Source organism: Streptomyces olivochromogenes (assembly GCF_021538895.1).
Taxonomy (GTDB): domain Bacteria; phylum Actinomycetota; class Actinomycetes; order Streptomycetales; family Streptomycetaceae; genus Streptomyces; species Streptomyces olivochromogenes_A.
On sequence record NZ_JADDRL010000092.1, the window covers coordinates 15,576 to 37,108 of the forward strand.

The following is a 21,533-nucleotide window of genomic DNA, read 5'->3' on the forward strand; positions in this document are numbered from 1 at the left end:
GCGCAGCGGGGCCGGGCAGGTCCAGGCGGCCGGGTCCAGGGTGTCGGTGGTGGTCTCAGGCAACGGGGCTCGCCTCCCGGGGAGCGGGGGTGGTCTCCAGACGCCGGTAGAGGTAGTAGGCGGCGCAGGCGCCCTCGCTGGAGACCATGGTGGCTCCGAGCGGGGTACGGGGGGTGCAGCGGGTGCCGAACGCCTCGCACTCGTTCGGCTTGAGCAGGCCCTGGAGGACCTCGCCGCTGCGGCACTCGGCCGGTTCGCTGGTGCGGATGTCGCCGACGGAGAAGCGCGCCTCCGCGTCGTACTCCCGGTACTTGGCGGACAGTCGCCACCCGCTGTCCGGGATCACGCCGATGCCCCGCCAGGCGCGGTCGGTGACCTCGAAGACGTCCTCCAGCATGGCCCGGGCAGCAAGGTTCCCCTCGGCGCGGACGGCACGCGGGTAGGCGTTCTCGACGCCGTACTCGCCGCGCTCCAGCTGGGCCACGGTCCGGCGCACGCCCTCCAGGATGTCCAGCGGTTCGAAGCCGGTCACCACGATCGGCACGCGATGGCGTCCCGCCAGAGCCGGGTACTCGTCCACGCCCATCACCGTGCACACGTGCCCGGCGGCCAAAAAGCCCTGCACCCGGCAGTCCGGGGAGCGCATGATCGCCTCGATGGCCGGGGGCACGCGCACGTGCGAGACCAGCATGCTGAAGTTGCGGATGCCGTGCCGGCGCGCCTGATGGACCGTCATGGCATTGGGCGGGGCGGTCGTCTCGAAGCCGATGCCGAAGAACACCACCTGGCGGTCCGGGTTCTCCCGGGCGACCCGCAGGGCGTCCAGCGGCGAGTACACGACCCGTACGTCGCCGCCCTCGCCGCGCACCTGGAACAGGTCCCGTCCGGTGCCCGGCACGCGCAGCATGTCGCCGAACGAGCAGAAGATCACCTCGGGCCGGGAGGCGATCTCCAGGGCCTTGTCGATGACCTCCAAGGGCGTCACGCACACCGGACAGCCCGGACCGTGGATCAACTCGATCTGTTCGGGCAGGAGTTGGTCGATGCCGTGGCGGATGATGGAGTGCGTCTGCCCGCCGCAGACCTCCATCAGCGCCCAGGGCCTGGTCACCGTCGCGTGGATCTCGTCGAGGAGCCGGCGGGCCAGCTCCGGGTCCTGGAACTCGTCGATGTACTTCACTTCCGCGCCTCCTCACCGACGGGCGGCAGGCCCCCGCCCGCGGCCGCCTCCCAGGGGTCGCCGAACTCCTCCTGCAACATGCCGAGTTCGGAGAAGAGTTCAAGCGTGTGCCGTGCCGATTCCTCGTCGAGCCGCTGCAGCGCGAACCCGACGTGCACGATGGCGTACTCGCCGACCTGGAGGTCGGGCAGGTACTCCAGGCACACCTCCTTGACCACACCGCCGAAGTCGACGGTGGCCAACCGGGTGCCGTCGCGTTCCTGGATGTCCAGCACTCTGCCGGGTACCGCCAGGCACATGGGCCTTCTCCTCGCTGTGGGGGTGCTGCGTCGAGCTGGGTACGTCGATCAGGGGCTCCCGTGCGGGTCCCCGGCGCGGGCGGCCACCATGAGCTGACCGAGGGCCAGACCGCCGTCGCCCGGCGGGACCAGGTGGTGGCGCAGCACGGTGAAGCCGGCCGCGTCCAGGGCCGCGGCGCAGGCCGAGGAGAGAAGGGAGTTGACGAACACGCCGCCGGTCAGGGCGACCGTGTCCACTTCGTGCGTCTCCCGCGCCCGCCGGCACACGCGGTGCACGAGGTCGACGACGGCCCGGTGGAAACGGGCCGCGACCACCTCCCGATCCGCGCCCGCGCGCAGGTCGGCCACGATCGCCGCCAGGACGGGTGCCGGGTCGGCGCGCAGCGGGCCGTCGCCCGGCCGCGCGGCCTCCAGGAGGCCGAAGGAGTAGGCGGCGGTGTCCTCGGACGGCGCCCTGAGGGCGGCCGCCTCCAGTTCGACGGCGGCCTGTGCCTCGTAACCCGCCCGGTGGCACACACCGGCCAGGGAGGAGACGGCGTCGAACAGCCGGCCCATGCTGGAGGTGGGCACGCAGTTGAGATCGCGTTCCAACTGCTTCGCCAGTACAGGGAGTTCCTCGCGCGGGCAGGCGGTCACGCAGGCCAGGTCGCCGGACCAGTCGATCCCGGCCGCCCGCAGGTGGGCGAGGGCCATGCGGTAGGGGCGGCGCACCGCGGCGTCGCCGCCTGGCAGCGGTACGTAGGCCAGGTGGGCGAGGCGGGTGTAGCCGTCGTAGTCGGCGAGCAGGAACTCCCCGCCCCACACCGCCTTGTCGTCGCCGTAGCCCGTGCCGTCGAAGGCGACGCCGAGCACCGGCCGGCTGCCGTCCAGGCCGTGTTCGGCCATCGCGGAGGCGACATGGGCGTGGTGGTGCTGGACCCGGATCACCGGGCGGCCCCGGGCGTTGTGGACGGCCCACTGGGCGGAGCGGTAGCCGGGGTGCCGGTCCGCCGCCAGCAGCCGGGGACGGACCGGGGTGATCGACCCCAGTTGTCCCACGGCGCGTTCGAAGGCCCGCTGGGTGGCCAGGTCGTCCATGTCGCCGATGTGGGCCGACAGCCAGGCCCGGCGCCCCTCCCCGAGGCCGAGGACGTTCTTCAGGTCGCCGCCGACCGCGAGGGACGGGCGCACCGGGAGAGGGAGGTCGAGGGGCAGGGGCGCGTAGCCGCGGGCCCGGCGTACGATCAGCGGCTTTCCGTCGCACACCCGCACCACCGAGTCGTCGCACGGCACCTGGATCGGGCGGTCGTGAGTCAGCCAGCCGTCGGCCAGATGGGCCAGCCGCTCCCGCGCCTCCGCGTCGTCGGTGACGATCGGTTCGCCGGAGGTGTTGCCGCTCGTCATGACGAGCAGCCGCGGTCCCTCGGTATCGCCCGGCAGGCCGAACAGGAGGTGGTGGAGCGGGGTGTACGGCAGCAGGACGCCGAGGTCGGGGCTGCCCGGGGCGACCGCGTCCGCGGGCCTCGCGACCACGCCCGCGACGCGCGTGCGCCGACGCAGCAGGACGATGGGGCGGGCCGGGCCGGTCAGCAGACCGCGCTCCTGCGCGGTGAGCCGAACGAGCGGCTCGACGTCGTCGAGGCCGCGGGCCATCACCGCGAACGGCTTGTCGCCCCGGGACTTGCGCAGCCGCAGCCGAGCGACCGCGCCCTCGTCCGTGGCGTCACAGGCCAGGTGGTAGCCGCCGAGCCCCTTGATCGCGAGGATCGCGCCGCTCGCCAGCAGCGTACGGGCCACCGGGACGGGGTCCGCGGTCGCGACCGGGGAGGCCGGGTCACCGGCCTGCGGACCGGGCACGAACAGGCGCAGGCGCGGACCGCAGGCCGGGCAGGCGACCGGCTGGGCGTGGAAACGCCGGTCGGCGGGGTCGGCGTACTCCAGGGCGCAGTCGGGGCACATCGGGAAGCCGGCCATCGTGGTCTGCGCCCGGTCGTAGGGCAGGCCGGAGACGATCGTGAACCGGGGCCCGCAGTGCGTACAGTTGACGAACGGGTGGCGGTGGCGCCGGTCGGTGGGGTCGGCCAGCTCGCGCAGACAGTCGGCGCAGGTCGCCGTGTCCGGGGGGACCAGGGTGCGGGCGGGGCCGGCCGTGCGGGAGGCCAGGATGGTGAACCCGGTGCCGCCGACGGCGGGTACGTCCTGATGGTCGACGGCGTCCACGCGGGCCAGGGGCGGCGCGTCGGGGGCGATCCGCGCGCAGAACCGGACGACCGCCTCGGGCGCGCCCTCCACCTCCGCGACGACACCCTCCGGGGTGTTGGTCACGTGCCCGGACAGCCGCAGCGAGGTGGCGAGGGTGTGGACGTACGGCCGGAAGCCGACCCCCTGCACCACGCCCCGTACGGTGACCCGGCGGCGCAGGAGGATCCGGCTGTCGACGGCGCTCGGCGGGGGCAGGACGCTCACGAGCGGGACGGGAGCGGGGTGTGGTGGGGTTCGTGGCCGTGCCCGTGGCCGTGGCCGTCCTCATGGCCGAGCCCGTGACCGTGCCCGTGCTCATGGCCGTGGACGGCCTGACGTGCCATCACGGGGCTGTGCGGCGGGGCGCCCTCCGCTGCCGCCAGGGCGCGGTCCAGCAGGATGCCGAGCCCCTGCCGCGCGCGGACCGAGGTCAGCAGTACGTCCACTCCGGGGTTGACCCGTTCCACGTTGGCGCGGAACGCGGCCTCGTCGAATGCGACCGCCTCCGCGATGTCGGTCTTGGTGACCACCACCACGTGGGCGAGTCCGAAGGCGGTGGGGTACTTCAGCGGCTTGTCCTCGCCCTCCGTCACGGAGGCCAGGACGACCCGCAGGGTCTCCCCCAGGTCGTAGGAGGCCGGGCACACGAGGTTGCCGACGTTCTCCACGAACAGCAGCCGGGTCGGATCGGGCAGCCAGCCCTCCAGGTGGCGGGCGAGCATCCCGGCCTCCAGATGGCACAGCCCGTCGGTGAGGACCTGCTTGACCGGGACTCCCGAACGCGCCAGCCGGTCCGCGTCGTTCTCGGTGGCGAGGTCCGCGGTGAGCGCCGCGACCGGCACACCCCGCTCGCGGGCCAGCGCCAACTCGTGTTCCAGCAGCGCGGTCTTGCCGCTGCCGGGGCTGGACAGCAGGTTGACGACGGTGGTGCCGCGGGCCGCGAGTGAGGCACGCAGGGCGTGCGCGGTCTCGTCGTTCCGGGCGAGGACGGCCTGCTGCAGGTCGACCACACGGCACATGGTTCAGCGCTCCTCGACGATCGGTTCGCGGGTGGGTGCGGGCGTCCCGCCGTCCTCCCACCGCACGCTGGTGATGCGCAGTTCGCGGCCCGACAGCAGGTCGGTGGTCCCGCCGCCGCAGTTCGGGCAGCTCAGCGAGGGCGGCATGCCGACGGCCCATTCGTGTGCGCACGGAGCGCAGCGCGCCCGGCCCGGCACCGTGTCGGCGACGAGTTCGGCGCCTTCCAACACGGTCCCGGCGCAGGCGAGTTCGAAGCAGAAGGAGAGGGAATCGGGGACGACTCCGGCGAGTTCGCCCACCTCCAGGCACACCGTATGCACCGCGGTGACGTCACCGGCCCGCCGGGCCGCTTCCTCCACCTGTCCGATCACCGCCAGTGCGATGGACATCTCGTGCATCGGTCTCCGTCCTGGCGCGGGACGTACGCGCGCCGGTCACCGGATCCCATTAGAGGCGCGTCCTCAAGGACCGGTGGACCGGCACGCCGTGACGGTCCGGGCGGGTACGCCGTTCGCCGCAACGCGGGGTCCGGGCCGCGCCTCACATCCTGGCGATGTGCACATAGCGCTTGAGGTCGGGCAGCGACTGCACAACCAGTGCGGCCACGGCCGCGGCCAGTACTCCGAGCGCGACGTTCTTCTTCATCCTGTCTCTCCTCATTTCGCGGCTTCGCCGGCCAGCGGCCGCCGGACGGACTCGGGGGGTGTGTCCAGCAGTTCCTCGATCAGCCGGACGGCCTGCGGTACGGCATCGGACACGGGGGCGCTCAGGCCCATCCGCTCCTCGACGCAGGCCGGTTCGCAGCCCACGACGAGCGTGCGGTGCGGTGGCCGGCCGCCGGTTCCGGCACAGAGGGTGCCCAGCAGGGCCAGTACGGCGTCGGGGGTCATCCGGTGGCCGTCGAGCGGGGCGTGCCCCGGCTCGTGCGCGCCGACGTCCTCGTGCTCGATCACGTAGAGGGTGCCGGGGGCCTCGCCGCGGGCGGTGGCGTCCACGAGGATCAACGTGTCGTACCCGTCGAGGAGTTGGTATGCGAGGTGGACGCCCCGTACGCCGATGTCCGCGACCTCCACGTGGTCCGGCAGCGGCCGCCCGGCGAGCGCGCGGACCGTCTCGACGCCGAAGCCGTCGTCGCCGAGGAAGATGTTCCCGATGCCCGCGACGAGGACGGTGCCCCGGGGTGTGGGGCGGCTCATGCGTCCTCCTGTGCCAGGATCAGTTCGTCGGGCTGGAAGTACAGGTAACGGCCCTGTTCGCGGCGGAGGTCGGCGCCCGGGTCGCCGTCCACCGTCACGGCCAGGTGCACTGCGCCGTCCACGTCGTGCAGGACGGCCTCGACCGTCGCGGTGCGCCCGCGCAGGAACAGGTCCTGGGCGTCGGTGCGGCGCAGGCCGGGGTTGAGGACGACCCTGCTGCCGGCGCCCACCGACCGGCCGTCGACCACGACTTGGTCGCGCTGCGGGTCGAAGCCGGCGTCGGCGGCCGGATCCCACCACGGGGTGTCCGGCGGCCGAGGGCCGGGCGCGTCGGCCATGGCCGGGGGCCCGGTCACCTCGCGCAGGCCGCGCACCGCGCCGTGCAGGCGCTCCCACACGTCCGGCGGCAGCGAGTCCGCCAGGTCGATGGCGGCGGCGGCACGCTCGTCGGTGCCCCGTGCCTCGCGCTTCTCCTCGTCGGTGAGGGCGGCGGTGCGCAGGGCGAGGATCTCGTCGATCTCGGTGGCGTCGTACAGGACGCCGGGGCTCTCGGGGGCGATGGCCGGATGGTCCTCCAGGATGATCGGTGAGGACAGCATCACGTCCGCGCGGCCGGGTTCGGCCGCGAGCACCGGCCAGGTGTGCAGGTTGCGGCAGGAGCCGATCGCGGCCCTGGCCCACTCGGGCGGATCCGTCATGGACAGGAACGCGCCCTTGCTCAGCGCCATGAGGAGGTGGGCGGCCATCAAGGAGCGCGGGAGTGCCGCGTCCCGGTCGGCCGCACGGCCGGCCGGCGGGAGCCAGGTGCTGGTGTTCTCGGCGACGGCGGTCAGCCGCATCACCCGGTAGGGGCCGTCGAGTTCGCGCGCCGACAGGCGCAGGAGGCCGTCCAGTTCCTCGTAGCGGCGGATCGTACGGCCGATCTCGCGGCCGCCCTCGTCGAGGACGGGTTCGGTCTCCTCGCCCGCGGGCCGGCCGAAGGGGATCGTAACGTCGCCGGCGAGGAGTTCGTCCACCGGGACGACCGCCTCGACGCGTTCCTCGACGCCTTCGTCCCAGGGGACCAGTACCCGGTCCTCCAGCCGGAGTTCGGGCACCGTCTCGAACCGGCCGTCCGGCAGGGCCCGCTGGACCGTGCGGCGGCGGGCGCGCAGGAAACGCAGTTCGACGGCCAGGGCCGCGCCCGCCCTCGGTTCCATGAGGCACTCGGTGTGCTGGAAGGCGTGCTCCTCGCACTCGGCGCCCCAGGCCGGCGGGACCAGTACGCCGAACTGCCAGCGCAGCCGGTTCTTGGCCGCGGAGGCGCGGTAGGGGTAGAGCACGTAGCCCTCGAAGAGGACGGCGTCGGCGACCTGCCGGGCGAGGGCGAGGCGCGCCTCGGTCTCCGGCGCGAACGCGGTCACGCTCACGGAGCGGTTCCTCCTGTCGTGGTGGCGCCGGTGAGGGACGCGCCCGGCGCGTTCCCGAGCAGGTCGTGGACGGTGGCCTCCCAGGAGGGCAGCGCCCGGCGGGAGCGGTACGCCAGCAGGGCGTCCATGGTGGCGCGGGGCAGTCTGATCCAGCCGCAGCCGGGGAAGTGCTGGTCGACCATCTCGCGCCAGGTGGCGACCGGCATCCGGAACTGCGCCTCCCGGTCCCAGGGGACGGGTGCGACGCGGAAGCCGCCGGCCCCGGTGAAGGCCGTACCGGAGAAGAGCATCAGCAGCGGCACCTCGCCGCCGCCGAGGGCGTCGAGGTAGCGGGTCGCGGCGATGTCCATGTCGTAGGTGCACGGCACGACCAGGTCCGCCTCGGTCTCCCCGGTGAAGCCGGTGACCATGAGGGAGACCTGCGCGAACTGCACGGGCTGGAGGGTGCTGCCCCAGCGGGAGCGCTCGCCGAAGAGGTCGAGGAGCCCGTCCGCCTCGGCGCCGTCGTAGCCGCGCCGGGCGGGCTCGATACGGATCTGGCAGCGCAGCGCGAGGGCGTGCACGGGTTCGTCGCCGGGCGCGGTGATGCGCAGCCGGAACACCAGGGTGGGTCCGGCCGCGTACCGGTCGGCGCGTACCCCGGTGCAGGTGAAGGAGAGGTCGGTCACGGCCGGTCTCCCCCGCCGACGGGCCGGGCGAGGCTCTCGACCCGGGCGAAGAACGCGTCCAGGGCGGCGCGGGCCTCGGCGCCGCCGTCGAAGCCCTGCCACAACTGGCGCATGCGGCCGACCAGTTCGTAGCAGATGTCGATCGGTACGAGGTGGCAGGAGATCCCGGCGGCGGTGCGGCGCAGCAGGAGTGCCTCGACGTCCGGGCACAGCAGTGCGGCGAGTCCGGTGGCGTCGAGGACCGAGGCCCACGCCTCGGGTTCGAGCTCGCTCTCGGTGGCACCGGCGGGGCTCGGGTAGAGGGCCACCAGCCGGTCGAGCACGGTGTTGCGGAAGAAGAACGCGACACCGACCGGGATGCGCAGCGCGTCCCAGGCGGCGTCGGCGAGGCGGTGGTCCGGGTCGGTGAGGTACCGGCCCGGGACCGCCCGGAAGCGGCCCCTGTCGGCGCCCGGCTGATCCATGAGCAGGAAGCAGGCGGTGCAGGCGCACACCAGTGACCGCCGCTCGATGTCCACGAGGTGGCGGTGGCGGGCCTCGTCCACCACCGCCGCGCACAGTCCGCACCGCTCGGGGCGGGGCGGACGCTCGGTCAGGAACCGGCGCAGGCCGCCACCGGTTCGGGGCGCTTCGTTCGGTCGGAGGGCAGCCACGCCGGACACCGGGGCCGGGGGCGCGTTCATCCGCCGGCCCCGGGCCGGGTGCCGATCTGGAGCAGCGCGGGCTCCTTGGCACCGGCCCGCACCTCGACCGCCGTGACCTCGGGCACGAAACAGGTGAGCGCGTCCTCGGCGGCCTGCCGCATCGCGTCCGCGGTGGCGGCGCAGCCGCAGCCCGAGCCGCCCGCCGCGCGCAGCCGGAGCGTGCCGCTGGGCTCGTCGAACTCCTCGACCTTCAGGTTCTGGTCGCGGACGCTGGCCAGGGCACGGCCGATGCGGGTCGCGCGGTCCTCGGGGTGCAGTTCGTGCAGCACCAGCAGGCCGGCGACGAGTTCGTCGCCGAGCAGGGCCGCCCCGGGGCCGTCCGGGGGCAGCAGTTCGAGGACCCGGGCGAGCCCGGCGCCGTAGAAGTCCATGAGGCAGCGCACCAGTTCCTCCGCCGCCTCGGCCACGGCGGGGTCGCCCGCGGCGGCCAGCCGGTCGAGGACCTCCTCGATCCGGCGGCCGGCCTGTTCCGCGTTCACCGGCCGCCGGGCGGCGGTCGTCGTCCCGCTCATCCGCCCAGCCCGCTCAGGCCGGTGGGCACGTGCATCTTCTGTACGGTCCGGCCGTCGCCGACGTACATGTGGACACCGCAGGGCAGGCAGGGGTCGAAGCTGCGCACCGCGCGCATGATGTCGATGCCCTTGAAGTTCTCCGGCGGGTTCTCCTCGAAGATCGGGGTGTTCTGCACCGCGTCCTCGTACGGGCCGGGTGTGCCGAAGGAGTCCCGGACGCTGGCGTTCCAGGGTGTGGGCGGGTAGGGGTGGTAGTTGGCGATCTTGCCGTCGCGGATCACCATGTGGTGGGAGAGGACGCCGCGGACCGCCTCGGTGAATCCGACGCCGATGCTCTCGTCCGGGACCTCGAACTTCTCCCAGGTCTGGGTGCGTCCGGCGCGGACCTCCTGCAAACCCTGCTCCGCGAAGTGCAGGGCGAGCGCGGCCGTGTACGCCTGGAAGTAGCTGCGCGCCCGGTTGCGTTCGAGGGCGTTGCTCCACTTCGGGATCTTCCACTCGAACGTGGTCTCGGGCTTGGTCATCGTGCGGGGCAGGTTGATCAGCACGCTGTGGCCGGTGGCCTTCACCCCGCCGACGTCGACGAGCCCGGCGAGGGCGGTGGTCCACAGGCGGGCGAGGGGGCCGCCGCCGGTGTCCAGGGCGAGGTGGTCCTTGCCGTCGAACCAGCGCGGCGACATGACCCAGCTGTACTTGGCGTCGAAGTCCCGCTTCTGCGGGGCCGGGATGGTGTGCTGGTTCCACGGGTGGCGCGGGTCGACCGGGTTGCCGAGCGGGTCGTGGGTGACGAACTGCTCCCGGCCCTCCCAGTCCTCGTAGTAGGAGCTGCCCAGCAGGATGCGGATGCCGAGGTTGATCTCGGTGAGGTCGGTGGTGACCAGCTTGTTGTCGACGACGATGCCGGGGGTGACGAACATGCGCCGGCCCCAGTCCGTCATGTTGGCGTAGGTGAAGTCGCAGTACTCGGGGTCGTTGAGCGCTCCCCAGCAGCCGAGCATGATGCGGCGCCGGCCCACTTCCTCGTAGCCGGGCAGCGCCTCGTAGAAGAAGTCGAACAGGTCGTCGTGGAGCGGGACGACCCGCTTCATGAACTCCACGTACTTCATCAGCCGGCTGAGGTAGTCCGTGAACAGCTGGACCGAGGCCACGGTGCCGACGCCGCCCGGGTAGAGCGTGGAGGGGTGCACGTGGCGCCCCTCCATCAGGCAGAACATCTCCCGGGTGTAGCGGCTGACCTGGAGCGCCTCGCGGTAGAACTCGCCCTCAAGGGGGTTGAGGGACCGCATGATGTCGGCGATGGTCCGGTAGCCGTGCTCGGCGGCGTGCGGCGCCTCGGTGCGCTCGGCGAGCTCGAGGACGCCGGGGTTGGTCTCCTTGACCATCTTCTCGCAGTAGTCGACCCCGACCAGGTTCTCCTGGAAGATGTTGTGGTCGAACATGTACTCGGCGGCCTCGCCGAGGTTGATGACCCACTCGCCCAGGTGCGGCGGCTTCACCCCGTAGGCCATGTTCTGCGCGTACACGGAGCACGTGGCGTGGTTGTCGCCGCAGATCCCGCAGATCCGGCTGGTGATGAAGTGGGCGTCGCGCGGGTCCTTGCCGCGCATGAAGACGCTGTAGCCGCGGAAGACCGACGAGGTGCTGTAGCACTCGGCGACCCGCTTCTGCTTGAAGTCGATCTTCGTGTGGATACCGAGGCTGCCCACGATCCGGGTGATCGGATCCCAGGACATCTCCATCAGGCCGCTGCCGTCGCCGGCCCGCTTGCTCGTGGGGGTCATGATCTGTGTGGTGCCCTTCTGCTGGCGAGGGGGGACGGGCGGGGTGGGGGGTCAGGCAGAGTGCGGGCTCACCAGGGTTTGTGGTAGCCCGTGGTGAGCTTGCGGCCCTTGTGGCGCCACTTCGGCTCCTTGTCCACGGTGTGCAGCGTGAGGGAGCGCAGTCGGCGGATCACCGTGCCGTAGGCGCCGCTGGCCTTGGTGGAGAGCGTCGCGCCGGGGGGCTGGTCCATGAAGGGCATGAACTTGTCGGGGAAGCCGGGCATGGTGCAGGCGATGCAGATGCCGCCGACGTTCGGGCAGCCGCCGATGCCGTTCATCCAGCCCCGCTTGGGCACGTTGCACTTGACGACCGGGCCCCAGCAGCCGAGTTTGACGAGGCAGGCGGGCGAGTCGTACGACTCGGCGAACTCGCCCTGCTCGTAGTAGCCGGCGCGGTCGCAGCCCTCGTGCACGGTGCTGCCGAACAGCCAGGCCGGGCGGAGCTTGTCGTCCAGCGGGATCATCGGGGCCGAACCGGCCGCCTGGTAGAGCAGATAGGTGAGCGTCTCGGCGAAGTTGTCGGGCTGGACCGGACAGCCGGGGACGCACACGATGGGGATCTCGGCCTTGGACTTCCAGTCCCAGCCGAGGTAGTCGGGCACGCCCATGGCACCGGTCGGGTTGCCCTCCATCGCGTGGATGCCGCCGTACGTGGCGCACGTACCGGCGCAGACGACGGCCAGGGCCTTGGGCGCGAGGCGGTCGATCCACTCGCTGGTGGTGATGGGCTGGCCCGTCTCCGGGTTGTCACCGAAGCCGCACCAGTAGCCCTCGCGCTTGATCTTCTCGTTGGGGATGGATCCCTCGACGACCAGCACGAAGGGGTCGAGCTCGCCGCGCTCGGCCTTGAAGAACCACTCGATGAAAGTGTCGGCGCCCTGAACCGGTCCGCACTCGAAGTCGATGAGGGGCCAGTGCACGGCGATCTTCGGCAGGCCGGGCAGTTCACCGAGCGCGATCTGCTCGATGCTCGGCTGCATCGCGGCCGTCAGCGCGACCGAGTCGCCGTCGCAGCTGAGCCCGGCGTTGATCCAGAGGATGTGGATCGTCGGAGTCTCGCCGTCGGCCGCACCGCTGGTGCCCGGCGTGGCCGCCGTGTCGGGTGTCGCCGCTTTCATGGGACCGCCTCCTCGGGGAGGTATGGGACGAAGGCGCTTGGCAGGCCTGTTTCAACGTTTCTTCAACATCTTTCGATGCTTTTGGGTCTATTCAGCCTTTTCGAACCTTTTCGACTGCCAGCTTTCTTGCTATCAGGCGTCCGGCCGGAATGTGACGCCATCGCGGGCCGATCCAGTGACACGGGCCCCGGACGGGTCAGGCCCGGTGGCCGTCCGGTGGCCCGGCGCGGTAGCCGGATGCGGGCGGCGTACCCGGGGGCCGCTCCTTGCGGACGAAGGCACGGCGCAGCGCGTGATAGGGGGCGTCGGGATCGTCGAAGGTCCGGCGCATCCGGGCCAGCTCCCGCTCCCGGAAGGCGGACAGCGGCTCGACGCTCTCCTGGCGGTCCAGCCGCGCCTTCTTCGCCGCGATCCGGGACGGCGTTCCCGGCAGCGCGGCCAGCCGGGCCGCGAGGCCGCCCACCTCGGCGGCGAAGTCCCCGGGGCCGCACTCGACCACCCGGTCGACGAGCCCCAGGCCGGCGGCGCTCACGGCGCTCATCGGCAGGGCCTCGCGCATGAGCCGGTCGGCGGTGGCCTCGCCCACCCGCCGGGGCAGGGTGTACGTCCAGTACTCCGAGCCGTACAGGCCCATCAGCCGGTAGTGCGGGTTCAGCACCGCGCCGGTGCGGCACCACACCTCGTCGGCCGCCAGGGCGAGCATCACGCCGCCGGCCGCGGCGTTGCCGCCGAGGGCGGCGACCACCAGCCGGTCCGTGGTCGTCAGGACCGCCTCGACCAGGTCGTCGAGGGCGTTGATATTGGCCCAGGACTCCGCGGCGGGGTCGGCGGCGGCCTCGATGACGCCGAGGTGGATGCCGTTGGAGAAGAAGTCCCGCTGTCCGCCGAGGACCAGCACGCCGGTGGGGCGGGCGCATGCCGTGCGGTAGGCGGCTAGCAGGCGCCGGCACCGGTCGGTGCTCATGGCGCCGCCGGGGAAGGCGAAGGAGAGGATGCCGACGGCGCCCTCCTCCCGGTAGCGGATGTCCGCCCAGGTCTGCGCGTCGGGACTCGCGGGCGCGGCGAACTCCGGCACGGGCGGCAGCCGGTCGCCGAGCGCCGTCACCGCGGGCAGTTTGAACGTGGGCGGCTGCCCGGGGCCGCGCCGGCGCCTCAGTTCCGGGATCCACACGGCGCCGTCCTTCGTGGCGCGGCACACCGCCCCGGTGCGGGTGGCCAGTACGGCGCCCGGGGCACCGTGCAGGCCGGGCTCGGGGTGGCCGCCGTGCAGGTACCACTCGGTGCCGTAGAGGGTGTCGAGGACGCCGGGCTGCGAGTCCGCGGCGCGGAGTTTGCGGACGACGGTCTCCGTGCTGTCCGCGGTCCAGTCGATCCGCCGCACACCTTGGTGGAGGTACGGGCGGGTGCGCGCCGCGTCCTGCCGCCGCGGGGTGTGGGACCCGCCGGCGAAGCGGTCGACGGCGAGCAGGACGGCCGCCAGCGCGGCGTCGGCGATCTCGCCCCGGTACAGGTCGCTCTTGGACACCGGCGGGACCGGGCAGGCGACGGACGCCCACACGTCGCCCGCGTCCATCTCCTCCACCGCCTGCAGAACCGTCACGCCCCAGTGCTCGGCGCCCTCCTGGACGGCCCAGTCGAGCGCGGACGGCCCCCGGTCCCCGACCGGGCCGGGGTGCACGACGAAGCAGGGCCACGTGGCCCACACCTCCCGGGGGATCGCCGTCCTCAGCATCGGCGCGACGACGAGGCCGGGGTCGTGCCGCCGGACGGCCTCCTCCAGGTCGCGGCCGGGCAGGGCGAGCTCCAGCGCCACGGTGTGGCCACGGTCGCGCAGTTCGGCGTGGACGCGCTGGGTGAGGCTGTTGAAGGCGCTGGCGACGAGCAGGATGTGCACGGCGTACTCCCGGCGGACGACGCGCCGGACACTTGTGCCCGGCCCGACTGAGATGGTCCGTCAACCGGGGCCCGCCCCGCAGCCGACAGGCAGCAGCGTCACCCGAAAGCGGGGTGCGCGCCGCCACCCGGCCGCGTGCACATGGCAATTCAGACAGTCCACACAGAAGTGAACAGACTCCGGGCCGATTCGAAGAGAACTCTCCCTCAACCGTGCGAGATCGATCGATGACGGTGTGTACTGTGCTGCGAGCGCCTCCTGCGAGGGCCATGGACTCCCCTCTGCCCAGCCCTGCCCACCCCCGCCCGACCCCCTTGGGAAACCGTTTCGATGATCGAACTACCGGACCTGGTCGCCGGCGGTCTCGCCGCCGGTACGTTGTCCGCACTCATACTCGGCGGCGGTCTGATCCGGTCCCGGCGTCAACGGACCGTGCTCGATGAAGAGTTGACGACTCTTCGCGGTCAACTCAAAAGCGCCCAGGGCGCCTTCACCACCGAGATCGAGCATCTCGCCGCCCGGCGCGTCACGGCAGCCGCACGGCAACTGACCCATCCCCACGTCGTGGTCCCCGGCCCGGTGCGCCCGGAGACCGCCGGCACGCCCGCGGGGATCGCGCTCGAACACGCACTGACCGCCCTGCGCGGCGAACTGACCGCCCAGCGCACCCGGATCGACGCGGCGGCGCGGGCGGGCCTGCGCGGGGCCACCCGGGAGATCCAGGCGGCCCTCTACCGGCTGCAGGACGCGCTGCGCGGTCTCGAACAGCGCTACGACGACCCGGAGTTGGCCCAGACGCTGTTCGCGCTGGACCACGAGAACGAGCAGTCGCTGCGCCGGGCCCAGGTGGCCGCGGTGGTGTGCGGGGCCTGGGTGGGTCTCGCCCGCGAGGAGTCCCACGTGGTGGACGCGGTGACGGGCGGTCAGGCCCGGCTCGCGGGCTACCACCGGGTCAGGGTCCACAACCACCTGGAGCCGGGCACCGCGCTGGTCTCGCACGCCGTCGAGCCGGTGGCCATCATCGTCGCCGAGCTGCTGGACAACGCGCTGCGGCACTCCGCGCCGGACACGGACGTCATGGTCAACCTGGAGCACGTCCACCACGGCGTCTGCGTCACCGTCGACGACGCGGGCGTGGGCATGAACCAGGACGAACGGGCCCGCGCCCAGCGGCTGGTGGCCGGCAGCGACCCGATCCTGCTGACCGACCTCGGTGACCCGCCGCGGATGGGGCTGGCCGCGATCGGCCAGCTGACCCGGCAGTTCGACCTGGGGGTCGACGTGTCCTCGCCCTCGCCGTACGGCGGCGTGCGCGCGGTGCTGCGGGTGGCGAGCCACCTGATCAGCCACGTGAACCCGGCCGAACGGCCACCGGCGGCCAGCGCCCCGCGCTCGACCCGCACGGGCCCGCCGACGGCCGCACCGGACGTGACGCCGGCCGTGCCCGACGCGACCGCGGCTGTGCCGGACAGGACCGACGCCGCCCACGACGCCACCGCTGCCGTACCGGACCTGAGCGCCGCCGCCCACAACGCGTCGGCCGCCGCGCCCGCCCGGGACATGGCGCACGGATACGGCAGCGAGCACGACGGCCCCGGTCCGGCGTCCGGGCACCAGGTGCCGGGCGACGCGAGCGGTCTGCCGCAGCGGCGGCGCCGCGGCCGGGCCGCCGCTCCGGCCGCGCCCGAGCCGAACCGGCCGGCGCGCCGGCCGGAGGACGCCGCCGCCGCGCTCGCCGCCCTGCAGTACGGCACTGCGGCGGCACGCGACCCCAGGGCCGCGGACACGGCCGACAGCGAGTCCGAACCGGTGCGCGGACCGCGGGCCGGCAACACCGAACACACCGAACACGAAGGGGGAGCGGCTCGATGACCAGCCGCGATGCGGGCGACACGGCGTGGGTGCTCGAACCGATCCTGCAAGTACCGCACGTCGTCGCCGCCGTCCTGCTCACCCGGGACGGACTCGTCACCGGCTACACCGACGGGCTCTCGCAGCCCTCGGCCGAGCGGGTGGCCGCCATCACCAGCACCGTGCAGGGCGCCTGCCGTACCGCCGCGGCCGCGTTCGCGGACCGGGACCGGGCCGAGGTGCGGCAGGTCGTCATCGAGTCGGACCACGGGTACGTGCTGATCGTGCCGACCGACCACGGCACCTGTGTCGCCGCGTACGGCGACCCCGAGGTGCGCCTCGACCTGCTGGCGCACCGGGTCCACTCGCAGGTGGCCCGACTGGGCCAGAAGGCGATGGCGGCCGCGCCCAGAGTCGCCGACGGCGGCGCGCCGGCATGACCGGCCGCCGTGGCGGCCGTCCCCTGGTTCCCGCGTATCTGTCCACCGGCGGTGTGACCCGGCCCAGCCGTCCGCAGCTGGAGCGGCTGTCGGTGCTCAGCGCCGACGGCCGCCCCGTGCCCGCGGGGCTGCCCGCCGCCCAACTCGCCCTCCTGGACCTCCTGGAGGGCGGGTCGCTGACGGTGCTGGAGGCCGCGGCCCTGCTGAAGCTGCCGGTCTCCGCCGTACGCGTGCTGGCCGCCGAGCTCGTCGACCGGAACCTGGTCCTGGCCCGCCCGCCGATCCCGCCCGCCGAACGGTTCGACCCCGACCTGCTGAAGAGAGTGGCCGATGGCCTCCGCGCCCTCAAGCACCAGTGACCTGCGCGCCACTGGCGGCATACATCTGCCCGACTCCGCCCGTCACCTGGTCAAGATCCTGGTCACGGGCCCCTTCGGAGTCGGCAAGACGACCCTGATCGACTCCGTGTCGGAGATCCGGGCCCTGCACACCGAGGAGCACCTCACTCAGGCCTCCGCGCAGGTGGACGACCTCGACGGGGTGCGGGACAAGGCGACGACGACCGTCGCCATCGACTTCGGCCGGATCAGCCTGCCGGGCGGGGTCGTGCTCTATCTGTTCGGCACGCCCGGCCAGGAGCGGTTCCGGCCGCTGTGGGACGACATCGCCTACGGGGCGCTCGGCGCGCTCGTGCTGGTCGACAGCCGCCGTATCGACGCGTCCTTCGACGTGCTCGGCCTGGTCGAGGAGACCGGGCTGCCGTACGCGGTCGCGTTCAACGCCTTCCCCGACGCCCCGAGCCATTACACGGACGAGCAGCTGCGCGCGGCCCTGGACCTGGAGCCGGCCACGCCGATGGTGGTGTGCGACGCCCGGGACCCGCACTCCTCGATCGACGCGCTGCTCGCCCTGGTCCAGCATCTGATCGACGACCACCCAGCGGAGAACCGGTGACCACCCAGCCAACCGACCGGCAGTCCTTCACCGTCTCGGCGCCCGTGCGGCTGTGGGAGGAGGGCTTCGCACGCGATCCGCACGGCTACTACGCCGCCCTGCGCGCCCAGGGCCCGGTGGGCTGGGCGGAACTCGCGCCGGGTGTGCCGGCGTACGTCGTCACGGACCGGCGGGCCGCCCTGGACGTGCTGCGCGACGCGGAGACCTTCTCGCACGACCCGCGCGCGTGGGAGGCCACGGTCCCCGACGACTCGCCGGTGCTCGCCATGATGCGCTGGCGGCCCAACGCGCTGTTCTCCGACGGCGGCGCACATGTCCGCTACCGCACCACGCTCATCGACGTCTTCGACCTGGTGGAGCCGCACGATCTGCGGGCGCGGGTGCACCGGGCGGTACGGCTGCTGGTGAACCGCTTCGGTCCCCGGGGCGAGGCGGACCTGGTGACCGAGTTCACGCGCCCGCTGATGGCGCTGATCTTCAACAACCTGTTCGGGCTGCCGGACAGCCAGGGCGACCGGCTGAACGAGGGCCTCGGCAAGATGATGGAGGGCGGCGCCCAGTCCGCCGAGGGCGAGGCGGAGTACACCGAGTACGTCCTGCGGCTCATCGCCGCCAAGGCGGAGCGGCGCGGCGACGACCTGCCGAGCCGGCTGCTCGACCATCCCGCCGGGCTGACCCCCGAGGAGGTCACCTGGCAGGTGTTCCTCACGCTCGGCGCCGGCTACGAGCCGACCGCGAACCTGCTGTCCAACGCGCTGTCCAGGATCCTCGGCAACCCGGCCTACTACTCGACCCTCACCAGCGGTGCCCGGCCGGTGACGGACGCCGTGCTGGAGGTGCTGCACCACGAGACTCCGCTGGCCAACTACGGCATCTACTACGCCCGTCGGCCGGTGTCCTTCCACGGGGTGTGGGTCAGGGCGGCGGTGCCGGTGGTGGTCTCGTTCGGGGCGGTCGGGCTGTTCGCCGAGCGGGAGCCTGCCGAGGGCAGGCACCCGGCGGACGCCTCGCACCTGTCCTGGGGCGCCGGCCCGCACGCCTGCCCGGTCCGGCAGCAGACCCTGCTCCTGGTGACCGAGGCGATCGAGCAGCTCACCCAGTGGCTGCCGGACCTCGACCCCGTCGTGTCCCGCGAGCGCCTCAGCTGGCGGCCCGGCCCGTTCCACCGTTCGCTGACGTCCCTGCCCGTACGGTTCAGCCCCCGCTCCCCCGACCAGCCAGGAGAGTTGTCGTGACCGTCACCGACCGCATCGCGCTCGACCCGTTCGGCGCCGACATCCCCGCCGAGAGCGCCCGGTTGCGCGCCCTCGGCCCGATCGTGCCCGTCGAGCTGCCCGGCGGCATCCCCGCGTGGGCGCCCACCCGTTACGAGGTCCTGAAGGAACTGATCCTCGATCCGCAGGTCAGCAAGGATCCCCGGCTGCACTGGCGGCTGTTCCCGGAGATCGGCGACAACCCGTCCTGGGCCTGGATCCTGGGCTGGGTGGGCGTGGTCAACATGCTCTCCACCTACGGCCCCCACCACACGCGGCTGCGCAAGCTGGTGGCCCCCAGCTTCACCAGCCGGCGCACCGACGCGCTGCGCCCGCGCGTCGAGGCGATCACCACGGAGCTGCTCGACGCGCTGGAGACGGCCGGTGCCGACGGGCGCCCGGTCGACCTCCGGCAGGGGCTCGCGCACCCGCTGCCGATGACGCTGATCTGCGATCTGTTCGGCGTGCCCGAGGAGATGCGGGAGGACACCGCGCGGCTCATCGCATCCATCATGGACACCACCGACCCGAGCCCGGAGCAGGCCGCGTTCGTGCAGGAGCGGATCGGGGCGGTGCTGGGCGCGCTGATCGCGTACAAGGTCGAGCACCCGGGCGACGACATGGCCACGGAGCTGATCCGGGTGCGCGACGAGGACGGCGACCGGCTGAGCGACGAGGAGCTGCTGCACACGCTGCTGCTGGTCATAGGCGCGGGCTTCGAGACCACGGTCAACCTCATCGGCAACGCGGTCGTCGCGCTGCTGCGCGACCCCGCGCAGCTGGCGGCCGTGCGCTCCGGCGCGGTCCCTTGGGACGCGGTGATCGACGAGACGCTGCGGGTGCACCCCTCGATCGCCGCGCTGCCGCTGCGCTTCGCGGTGAGCGACCTGTCGGTCGGGGACGTCACCATCCCGGCCGGGGACGCGATCATCACGACGTACGCCGCCGCGGGGCTGGACCCGGAGCACTACGGGCCGCAGGCGGGTGACTTCGACGCGGCGCGCGGGGCGGACGACCACATGGCGTTCGGTATCGGGGTGCACCGCTGCATCGGGGCGCCGCTCGCCCGGCTGGAGGCGCTGACCGCGCTGCCCGCGCTCTTCGAGCGCTTCCCGGAGCTGCGGCTGGCCGTGGCGGACGACGAGTTGCGGCAGGTTCCCTCGTTCATCGCCCACGGCTGGCAGGAGGTGCCGGTCCTGCTGCGGGGCTGACGTGCGGTGGGGGGCCCGACCGGTCCCCCGTTCCGGTCGTGCCCCCGCGAGGGTCGAAGTTACGTGTGAGCCGGGCCGTTGGGTATCGCGCCGATGCCCGACGGGCCGCGTGGGGCACTCACCCGTGCACAGGTGAGTCCGGTTGGCCCGGTTATGTTCGGCAGAGGGCGGGTTCCGCGAGGTCGCCGACGGCCAGATGGGCGAGGACCACCTCGTAGAGATCGCTGCCGGCGGCCAGCAGCTGGCGTTCCAGGACCGGTTCGGCGCTGCGGACGTGCTCGCGCACGGTCTGGGCGTGGACGCCGAGGTCCTGGGCCGCACGTTCGGCGTTGCCGCCGGCGGCGATCCAGGCGCGCAGGGTGCCGCGCAGGTCCCGGCCGTCCCGGGTGAGGCGGCCGAGGAGATCGTGCGCCCAGGTGCGGATCGGGGTGCCGGCGAGCAGGTCGCCGAGCCGGAGGGGGGCCGACCCGGTCGCCGTGCGCTCGGGGACCACCTCCACGCAGCCGGCCTGGGTGTTCAGGGCGAGGTGGGCGGCGGCGCGGACGGTGAGGTCGGAGAAGTCGGTGTGCAGCAGGCCTTCGACGCGGTCCATGCGGGCGCGGACGGTGTTGCGGCTGACGCCGAGGACCTTGGCCGCGCTCACAGCGGTGAACTCCAGGCCCAGCCGGGTGGTGGCGAGGAGTTCGGCCCGCGTGTGGTGCGGCAGGGTGTCGAGGGGGCGCAGGACATCGGCGGACCAGGTGTGCAGCGCGGCCGGGTCCATGAGCCGCTCCGGGTGGGTCCGTTCGGCGTAGACGGCCGCGTGGTCGGGGCGGAAGCGGGCGACGGCCAGGGCGCTGATGGCCTGGCCGTAGGCGCCGGCGGTCTGGGCGAGGCTCTGCCGGACGCTGCCGCCGAGGAACGTGCCGGGGCGCCCCTCGACGAGCCCGCGCAGCCGCTCCCCCGCCGCGGCCGCCGGGCTGACGACGATCACGTGCCCGTCCATCGCGGGGCACCGCACGACCAGGGCCTGACCGCCGGTCGCCTCCAGGCACTCCTCGGCCAGGCGGTCGCGTTCCTCGGCGCAGACCTCGACGACATACACGCTGGCCGTGTCGGTGTCCAGGAGCCCGGGCCACAGGCCCGCGGCGACCCGCCGGGCGGAGACCGTGTCCTGCACCATCAGCAGTTGCAGGATCGCCAGGCGCAGGTCGGAGGTGGCGCGGCGGAGCCGGCGGCCGGCGGCCGTCAGCTCGCGGTCGCGCAGGAGCAGTTCGAGGACTGAGGCGGTGCGGGTCACGATCTCGGCGGCGCGCCGGTCGAACGGGGTCGCGCGGGCGACGGCCAGGACGCAGGTCGCCGCCGGGTGCGGGACGGGGTGCCGCAACGCGACCAGGCGGACCTGGCGGCCCCGGTCCTCCAGCGCGGCGGAGGAGATGCGGCCGGCGACGAGGTCCGCGACGAGCGCGGCGTCGAGGGTCATCGGCTCCCCGGCGAGCACGGCGCCGTCGCCGTCCTGGAGGCAGGCCGTTCCCCGCACGGCGTGCGCGAGCCAGGCGACGACCCGGCGCAGGTCGCGCCCGGCGGGACGCAGGTGGTCGAGGAGTTCCTCGGCCCAGGTCGCGCCCGCACCGTACGGCGTCTCGGTGTACGGGCCCTCGTCTGCTCGGCCGGCCACGGCTTCCTTCTCCTTGTCCCTCGCGGTCCATCGCGTTGACCTCGGCATTCGGAGGTGGACGTTACCCGACGGAGGGTGCGGGGCGGGACTCACGTGCACGGGCCGGACGGGCGGGCCGCGGGATACG

Annotated in this window: 21 protein-coding genes; 6 read left to right on the forward strand and 15 right to left on the reverse strand. The window is 73.2% G+C overall.

Translation table 11 applies throughout. The features are described from left to right. Positions 1–55: 55 nt before the first annotated feature. The 14 genes from hypD to IPZ69_RS34365 form a co-directional block, all read right to left on the reverse strand. A complete protein-coding gene (gene hypD, locus IPZ69_RS34305; RefSeq protein WP_235458582.1) occupies positions 56–1,180 on the reverse strand; it encodes a hydrogenase formation protein HypD in 1,125 nt (374 codons plus the stop codon). Continuing rightward, positions 1,177–1,479: a HypC/HybG/HupF family hydrogenase formation chaperone gene (locus IPZ69_RS34310; RefSeq protein ID WP_235458583.1), complete on the reverse strand. Its 303-nt coding sequence runs from the start codon at positions 1,477–1,479 to the stop codon at positions 1,177–1,179. Before IPZ69_RS34310 ends, hypD begins: the two co-directional genes overlap by 4 nt. Before the next feature lie 48 nt (positions 1,480–1,527). Then, positions 1,528–3,924 (reverse strand): carbamoyltransferase HypF, encoded by a 2,397-nt coding sequence (gene hypF / locus IPZ69_RS34315; protein WP_235458584.1) that lies wholly within the window; start codon positions 3,922–3,924, stop codon positions 1,528–1,530. After that, on the reverse strand, positions 3,921–4,718 hold the full coding sequence (gene hypB, locus IPZ69_RS34320) for a hydrogenase nickel incorporation protein HypB (RefSeq protein WP_235458585.1): 798 nt from the start codon (positions 4,716–4,718) through the stop codon (positions 3,921–3,923). The genes hypF and hypB overlap by 4 nt, the downstream gene beginning before the upstream one ends. Positions 4,719–4,721: 3 nt before the next feature. Continuing rightward, positions 4,722–5,117 (reverse strand): hydrogenase maturation nickel metallochaperone HypA/HybF, encoded by a 396-nt coding sequence (locus tag IPZ69_RS34325; protein WP_235458586.1) that lies wholly within the window; start codon positions 5,115–5,117, stop codon positions 4,722–4,724. Positions 5,118–5,259: 142 nt separating this feature from the next. Next, positions 5,260–5,364 (reverse strand): DUF6893 family small protein, encoded by a 105-nt coding sequence (locus tag IPZ69_RS47975; protein WP_374294825.1) that lies wholly within the window; start codon positions 5,362–5,364, stop codon positions 5,260–5,262. A gap of 11 nt (positions 5,365–5,375) precedes the next feature. Beyond that, entirely contained in the window at positions 5,376–5,915 is a 540-nt protein-coding gene (locus tag IPZ69_RS34330; protein ID WP_235458587.1) for a hydrogenase maturation protease, read from the reverse strand. Next, entirely contained in the window at positions 5,912–7,324 is a 1,413-nt protein-coding gene (locus IPZ69_RS34335; RefSeq protein ID WP_235458588.1) for a hypothetical protein, read from the reverse strand. Before IPZ69_RS34335 ends, IPZ69_RS34330 begins: the two co-directional genes overlap by 4 nt. Beyond that, positions 7,321–7,992: a DUF6084 family protein gene (locus IPZ69_RS34340; protein WP_235458589.1), complete on the reverse strand. Its 672-nt coding sequence runs from the start codon at positions 7,990–7,992 to the stop codon at positions 7,321–7,323. Before IPZ69_RS34340 ends, IPZ69_RS34335 begins: the two co-directional genes overlap by 4 nt. Next, the gene (locus tag IPZ69_RS34345) at positions 7,989–8,675 is read right to left on the reverse strand and encodes a DUF5947 family protein (protein WP_235458590.1); all 687 of its coding nucleotides are present in this window, start codon (positions 8,673–8,675) and stop codon (positions 7,989–7,991) included. The genes IPZ69_RS34340 and IPZ69_RS34345 overlap by 4 nt, the downstream gene beginning before the upstream one ends. After that, positions 8,672–9,208: a hypothetical protein gene (locus tag IPZ69_RS34350; RefSeq protein WP_235458591.1), complete on the reverse strand. Its 537-nt coding sequence runs from the start codon at positions 9,206–9,208 to the stop codon at positions 8,672–8,674. Before IPZ69_RS34350 ends, IPZ69_RS34345 begins: the two co-directional genes overlap by 4 nt. Continuing rightward, positions 9,205–10,989 carry a nickel-dependent hydrogenase large subunit gene (locus IPZ69_RS34355; RefSeq protein ID WP_235458592.1) on the reverse strand — a complete coding sequence of 595 codons (1,785 nt, stop codon included), beginning with the start codon at positions 10,987–10,989 and terminating at the stop codon, positions 9,205–9,207. The genes IPZ69_RS34350 and IPZ69_RS34355 overlap by 4 nt, the downstream gene beginning before the upstream one ends. A gap of 68 nt (positions 10,990–11,057) precedes the next feature. Further along, positions 11,058–12,146: a hydrogenase expression protein HypE gene (locus IPZ69_RS34360; protein ID WP_235458593.1), complete on the reverse strand. Its 1,089-nt coding sequence runs from the start codon at positions 12,144–12,146 to the stop codon at positions 11,058–11,060. Positions 12,147–12,342: 196 nt separating this feature from the next. Then, positions 12,343–14,040, reverse strand: a complete 1,698-nt coding sequence (locus IPZ69_RS34365; protein ID WP_235458594.1) for an enoyl-CoA hydratase-related protein — start codon at positions 14,038–14,040, stop codon at positions 12,343–12,345. Positions 14,041–14,370: 330 nt separating this feature from the next. On the opposite strand from IPZ69_RS34365, the gene IPZ69_RS34370 reads away from it, so the two are divergent. From IPZ69_RS34370 to IPZ69_RS34395, 6 genes are read left to right on the forward strand one after another with little or no spacing between them, the layout of a single operon-like run. Continuing rightward, positions 14,371–15,912 (forward strand): ATP-binding protein, encoded by a 1,542-nt coding sequence (locus IPZ69_RS34370; RefSeq protein WP_235458595.1) that lies wholly within the window; start codon positions 14,371–14,373, stop codon positions 15,910–15,912. Further along, entirely contained in the window at positions 15,909–16,331 is a 423-nt protein-coding gene (locus IPZ69_RS34375; RefSeq protein ID WP_235458596.1) for a roadblock/LC7 domain-containing protein, read from the forward strand. The genes IPZ69_RS34370 and IPZ69_RS34375 overlap by 4 nt, the downstream gene beginning before the upstream one ends. Beyond that, the gene (locus tag IPZ69_RS34380) at positions 16,328–16,690 is read left to right on the forward strand and encodes a DUF742 domain-containing protein (RefSeq protein ID WP_235458597.1); all 363 of its coding nucleotides are present in this window, start codon (positions 16,328–16,330) and stop codon (positions 16,688–16,690) included. The genes IPZ69_RS34375 and IPZ69_RS34380 overlap by 4 nt, the downstream gene beginning before the upstream one ends. Further along, positions 16,662–17,285: a GTP-binding protein gene (locus IPZ69_RS34385; protein ID WP_235458598.1), complete on the forward strand. Its 624-nt coding sequence runs from the start codon at positions 16,662–16,664 to the stop codon at positions 17,283–17,285. The genes IPZ69_RS34380 and IPZ69_RS34385 overlap by 29 nt, the downstream gene beginning before the upstream one ends. Further along, the gene (locus tag IPZ69_RS34390; RefSeq protein ID WP_235458599.1) at positions 17,282–18,520 is read left to right on the forward strand and encodes a cytochrome P450; all 1,239 of its coding nucleotides are present in this window, start codon (positions 17,282–17,284) and stop codon (positions 18,518–18,520) included. The genes IPZ69_RS34385 and IPZ69_RS34390 overlap by 4 nt, the downstream gene beginning before the upstream one ends. Next, positions 18,517–19,749 carry a cytochrome P450 family protein gene (locus tag IPZ69_RS34395; RefSeq protein ID WP_235458600.1) on the forward strand — a complete coding sequence of 411 codons (1,233 nt, stop codon included), beginning with the start codon at positions 18,517–18,519 and terminating at the stop codon, positions 19,747–19,749. Before IPZ69_RS34390 ends, IPZ69_RS34395 begins: the two co-directional genes overlap by 4 nt. A gap of 151 nt (positions 19,750–19,900) precedes the next feature. Here IPZ69_RS34395 and IPZ69_RS34400 read toward each other — a convergent pair whose 3' ends face one another. Further along, on the reverse strand, positions 19,901–21,406 hold the full coding sequence (locus tag IPZ69_RS34400; RefSeq protein ID WP_235458601.1) for a helix-turn-helix domain-containing protein: 1,506 nt from the start codon (positions 21,404–21,406) through the stop codon (positions 19,901–19,903). Between the last annotated feature and the right edge of the window lie 127 nt (positions 21,407–21,533).